Origin of the sequence: Dendronalium phyllosphericum CENA369 (assembly GCF_016056275.1) — a bacterium.
Taxonomy (GTDB): domain Bacteria; phylum Cyanobacteriota; class Cyanobacteriia; order Cyanobacteriales; family Nostocaceae; genus Dendronalium; species Dendronalium phyllosphericum.
The window spans coordinates 1-5,081 of record NZ_JAECZA010000254.1 but is presented as its reverse complement, the minus strand read 5'-3'; the positions used below and the strand labels follow the sequence as shown (position 1 = coordinate 5,081).

The 5,081-nt window shown below is 42.1% G+C and carries 5 protein-coding genes and 2 pseudogenes; 4 read left to right on the top strand and 3 right to left on the bottom strand.

Annotated elements, in window-relative coordinates; all coding sequences use genetic code 11:
* The coding region (locus I8752_RS29725; RefSeq protein WP_214435805.1) for a hypothetical protein at nucleotides 1–200 on the top strand (200 nt) is incomplete at its 5' end.
* 516 nt (nucleotides 201–716) lie between these two features.
* Nucleotides 717–1,736 (top strand): tRNA-dihydrouridine synthase family protein, encoded by a 1,020-nt coding sequence (locus tag I8752_RS29720; protein WP_214435804.1) that lies wholly within the window; start codon nucleotides 717–719, stop codon nucleotides 1,734–1,736.
* A 190-nt stretch (nucleotides 1,737–1,926) separates the two neighbouring features.
* Here I8752_RS29720 and I8752_RS29715 read toward each other — a convergent pair whose 3' ends face one another.
* Together I8752_RS29715 and I8752_RS29710 are read right to left on the bottom strand one after the other, a co-directional pair.
* Complete coding sequence (locus I8752_RS29715; RefSeq protein WP_214435803.1) at nucleotides 1,927–2,370, bottom strand: type II toxin-antitoxin system VapC family toxin; 444 nt, start codon at nucleotides 2,368–2,370, stop codon at nucleotides 1,927–1,929.
* A 2-nt stretch (nucleotides 2,371–2,372) separates the two neighbouring features.
* Complete coding sequence (locus tag I8752_RS29710; RefSeq protein WP_214435802.1) at nucleotides 2,373–2,645, bottom strand: DUF2281 domain-containing protein; 273 nt, start codon at nucleotides 2,643–2,645, stop codon at nucleotides 2,373–2,375.
* A 219-nt stretch (nucleotides 2,646–2,864) separates the two neighbouring features.
* Here I8752_RS29710 and I8752_RS29705 point away from each other — a divergent pair, with 219 nt between their 5' ends.
* A complete protein-coding gene (locus I8752_RS29705; RefSeq protein WP_214435801.1) occupies nucleotides 2,865–3,290 on the top strand; it encodes a ParA family protein in 426 nt (141 codons plus the stop codon).
* Between the two features lie 2 nt (nucleotides 3,291–3,292).
* On the opposite strand, the pseudogene I8752_RS29700 reads toward I8752_RS29705, so the two are convergent.
* Nucleotides 3,293–4,330, bottom strand: a pseudogene (locus I8752_RS29700) (IS630 family transposase); the annotation flags it as partial.
* 156 nt (nucleotides 4,331–4,486) lie between these two features.
* Here I8752_RS29700 and I8752_RS29695 point away from each other — a divergent pair.
* Nucleotides 4,487–5,081, top strand: a pseudogene (locus I8752_RS29695) (ATP-dependent helicase); the annotation flags it as partial.

Below are 5,081 nucleotides of genomic sequence, written 5' to 3'. Positions count from 1 at the left end.
ATCAATTGCAAGCAGAAAATGAACAAACAAAAGAACAGTCTGCTCAACTGCAAGCTGAACGTCAACGTTTACAGAATGAGGTTACTGCTCTTTACAACTCTACAACTATGCAGCTACGCCAACGCTTGCTCAAGCTGCCAATTCTAGGTGTAATAGTTCGTTTATTGTATCGATTAGTTACAGGTCGATTACCACTTTAACCCACATTTCGCTTCTTTATAGAAACCATTTGATATCTTATGAGGTTTTGAATTAAGGCACTCCTCAGCATCTAAAATCTTCTGGTTAAGAACTTTGAACGAACTCTGGCTGGTGCCACTGCCAAATTCAACTTCTGCTTCATCAGGCTAATGATTAAGAGGCTTGCAGACCTTCCCAAGATGATAGAGTGTTAATTAGTCATGCTAGGTCTGTAATTTCCGGCTTTGATATCTCTTTGATAGCTAAAAGTGGGGGATGTGGTGCAGCAGTCTTTGAGGCAAGCCACTCGATCGACCACCAGCCGCAACACCGCCTATGCTCCCACCAAGCGAACGCAGTAGTCTTTACTTGCCTCGGTAAGTTTATATATACGTTTTGTCTGTACCAGTTTCTATACAAGTTCGCTTGGTAATGCGATCGCCGCTTTAGAGCGGGCGATTACGCCTTTGGCTAAACTATTCACTCTTAAAACCATTTTTTGATACAGTGATGCTTTGTCGAACGCTGGCATTTCTATGTCCCAGGTATCGCTCCCCCAATCGCTCCATTTAGACCTACCCCTCACCGCTCTTGCGCCCATGCAGGATGTGACAAACCTTTGGTTTATGAAGGTCATCGCCCACTACGGCAGTCCTGACTACTTCTTCACCGAGTATTTCCGTGTGAATGAGACTTCACGGCTCAATCGTAGCATTCTGGCATCAATTACCGAAAACGACACGGGTCGCCCCGTTTTTGCTCAAATGATTGGCGAAAGCATTCCCGACTTAGTAAGAACAGCAATTGATCTCTGTCGCTATAATATCGCTGGAGTTGACTTGAATATGGGCTGTCCAGCACCGAGAATCTACCGCAAAAAAGCTGGGGGTGGATTGCTACTCTCACCAGAAAAAGTGGATCTGATTTTGGCTCAACTGCGACAAGCAGTCAACGACCGACCTTTGACCGTCAAGATGCGTGTAGGCTTTGAAAATACAGATACCTTTTACTCTATTCTAGACATAATCAATCGCCACAGCATTGATTTGCTCTCTTTGCATGGTCGCACAGTGAAAGATATGTACCACGGGCCAGTGAAATATGATTTAATCGCCGAAGCGGTCAAACGAGTTCATTGTCCAGTGCTGGCCAATGGCAATATCTACTCGGCGACAACTGCACTATCGGTGCTTTCCCAAACGGGCGCGGCTGGTGTGATGGTGGGACGCTGGGCGATCGGGAATCCTTGGCTTTTTAATCAAATTCGCCAAGCTTTGCGCGGCGAGCCGATCTCGCCTGTTCCTTTAGTGGAGGTACGCAACTATATTGAGCGTTTATGGCAAATACCCTCAGCACCAAATATACCAGAGCGAGCGCGTGTAGGCTACCTCAAAATGTTCCTCAACTATATTGCCCTGAGTGTTGATGCCCAAGGGGATTTCCTGCGGCTGATGCGAAAGACCTCTACCGAGGTAGAACTGTTTAACCTCTGCGATCGCTTTCTCCTTGCTGAAGGAACGCAAACTTTAGCCCTAGCACCCTACTCAGGCGTGTAACTCTAATAACTATTTAGTTCGGGCGCAGGAACTCGCCACAGGAGTCTGCTCTGGATTCCCCTGTCATTTCACAAGCAACAGGGTTCTCTGTATTCAAAGTATGCTATTGCTGGGATGAAGGAGTGGTATTGATTTCATCAACGCGAGTTGGGGCATTATGGTTTTTAGGTTACGATTAAGCTCGTTTTATCTAAACCCAACTTGACAAAGGAAATTCTCGTACTTGTCGCATTCGCTCAAAGTCACTATCACATGAAACGACAATCAATGAGTGACGTAAAGCGGTAGCGGCTATCCAGAGGTCATTTTCACTAATGCCAATGGTATTTAATTTAGTTGTTTTACGTTTACTTTTTTCTTTCGGCCCGAATTGCTTGATAATTTCTGATTTAAAATCACCGTAAATTTCTGTTGTTTCTTTGTCGATTCCATATAGGTTAATTCGTTGCAAAAACGCATTGATTTTGATTAAGTTAGCGGCTTTTTGCTCGGAATTTTGCCCCATAAAGCGTAACTCTCCAGCAACAATAACACTAGTTGCCAGTTGTACTTGACCGAGCGAACGCAAGTGATTGGCAACACTAGGCACACCTTCCATCAAGAAGGAACAGTGATTAGTATCAAGGAGATACATAATTAAAATTCTAGTGGCATACGACTAGAATGAACTAGTTGCAGACATTCTCTAATGTCCGAACCTGACCAACTTCCCACAAATTCTAATAAATCTTGGGCAGTGGAACCTGTTAAAGTATGCTCGGCTACGAGTGGTCGATCTGGTTGGTTATTTGCAGATATGCCAATTTGTTGATGTTTGGCTTGCAAAAACTGAACAAAGTCTAAAATTTCCTGTAATAGAGGTTCAGGTAATTTTTCTAGTTCTTGGGTAATCTGTTCTTTAATGGTCATTGTTCCACCTGTGTTTACACAATTGTCAAGCCGAGAATTACTTTATTAATTGCAGTACCAATCAATAGAGACGATTAACTTTACTATAGTGTTACTGTTTAGGTTTAAATCTAAATCAGAAAAATTTAAGCAACGATGGTTAGGAGCGTTGAGACTACTTTCACCGCTTCTGGCAAGATTAACTAATAGGCTTAATGAACGAGCCGATTCACTAAAAAAATGGCTACGACTAAAACGATCGCAGTTTTTAACCAAGCTGGAGGAGTTGGCAAGACCACTGTCACACACAATTTGGCATTCCATCTTGCCGACCGTGGGCATAAAGTTCTGGCAGTCGATATGGACCCACAAGGTTCCCTTACCGACTTCTTTGGGCTGGATCTGCCTTCTGATGCACAGACTATATATGATGCCCTTATGTCTGACGCGGAGGAACCTTCTTTACCCATCCACAAAAATTTAGATGGCGTAGACTTACTGCCCTCAGATATCCTCTTGGCTAATGTTGAGCAAGAGCTAGTAGCACAATTGGAAAGGGAACTGCGGCTCAAGGAAATACTAACTTCGGCTACCAAAAATTATGCCTTCATTTTAATTGATTGTCCTCCTTCTTTGGGGCTTCTGAGTATAATTAGCTTGATATAGGACTAGTATTTGATTTCTGAAAAATCTCCGTACATCTGAAGAGACAGAAAGTCGAAGATAGTGTTTCTAAGAAACCACTCAAACATCCACTTTAAATGAGAGAATGTTGGAATTAAAGCACAGAAACGCCGCACCCAAGTTTTAGCCTGTAACCAAATATCTTCTATAGGATTCTGGGAGGGACAGTTGGGAGCGAAGCGAATGCAATGAATTTTCCATTGCTCTGGAGGTAAACCTTGATTTATTTCGCCTAAAAAGTTTTGAACCAGATGTGAACGATGATAAGAAGCCCCATCCCAAAAAAGAAGTAATCTTTGGTTAGGAGAAGAGTCTAATAAATAACGTAAATAATCAATCGTATTGTTTGAATTACCAGCATCATAAGCTTTAAGAACTAACTTGCCATCAAGATAATCCACTGCTCCATAGTATGTCTGTTTATCGCGTTCGTTAACAACTTTGATTGCTATTTCTTGGTCAGTTTTACCCCAAGCATAACCAGTTACGTCTCCCCATAACAAATGACACTCATCTATTAGTAATACTCGCACCCTTCGGGCTTCTATGTCCTCTCTGTTGCTTGCCAGCAATGTAACAAGACTGTTTTTTTTTGCAGCAACCACCTCCTGATTAGCCTTTGGATTCAAGCCAGTAGTTTTTTTCCAACTAATTCCTGCTGCCTCAAATAAATCGGGTGGAGCTTCGTTTCGATTCGTAGATGACATCATATTCAAAGGCCAATTTGTACTCAAGTTCACCAAGCTCCCAAATCTCTTTAGTTTGCAACCAACTTAATACTTCTTCTTGCTGTTCATCGCTTAGGTAACTCTTTCTGCCTTTATAATTTAAGCGCAGTCCACAAATTCCATATTCCTTGTAAGCTTGCTTCCAGCTTGTTATTGAACCAACTGATACATCTAAAATTGTTTGAATTTCCTCATACTTATAACCTTGATAAACCAGTTTCACTTGCCTTACGCTTTTCTTACCTCACGGGCATCTGGACGACTATCGATAAATCCCTGTAATTCTGCGATCGCCATTTCTATATGCTGATTTATCATTGTTCGTTATTAGACAGTTATTTCTCTCCGCATTATCCCGCAGTTTTTTTCATAAATCAAATATGATTCCTATATCCCAGCTTGAGGCTTTGCTGGTGACAAAATCTACTAAAGTGCCTGACAATGGTGTTGATGATTAGTACCACGACCGATTCTGAAGCTGATAGCACGAAACTACAAACGCAACTGGCCCAGGTATATAGTCAGCTATCACACATAGACCAAAAGATTGTGCAATTATTTTCGGTGATTTATGAACCGGTAAACAGAACTTCATTCATGAATTGCCTCAATCAAATCGGCACGTTAGATGAAAACAATAAACCTTTTATTAACAAAAGCTTAAGCCGCCACATTGATGGATTATTGGCAGCAGGCTTGCTAATTCAGTCAAGCGGGCAAGGCCCTCAATGCCATCCGCTCATAACAGAGATTGCTACTCGTGATGCGGTAAAAGCAGGATATTTTGAAATCCTAGCGACCTCTGTCTCCAAAATTTTACCTATATCTAGTGGTTACGCAAGCGGAACCCGGTATTTTCAGAGCGAGCGCCAGTTCATCAGAGAAGTTCGTATTGGTTTTTACCGTCACGACCCCAATTTCATTAATAAACAGATTGAAGACTACCAGAAATACAGTCACAGCAATAAGATATCTGTAAATAAAATCTTCGAGCAAATCTGCAATAACCCATTTGATGCTGATTGGTTTCGCACCCTGCCACAAG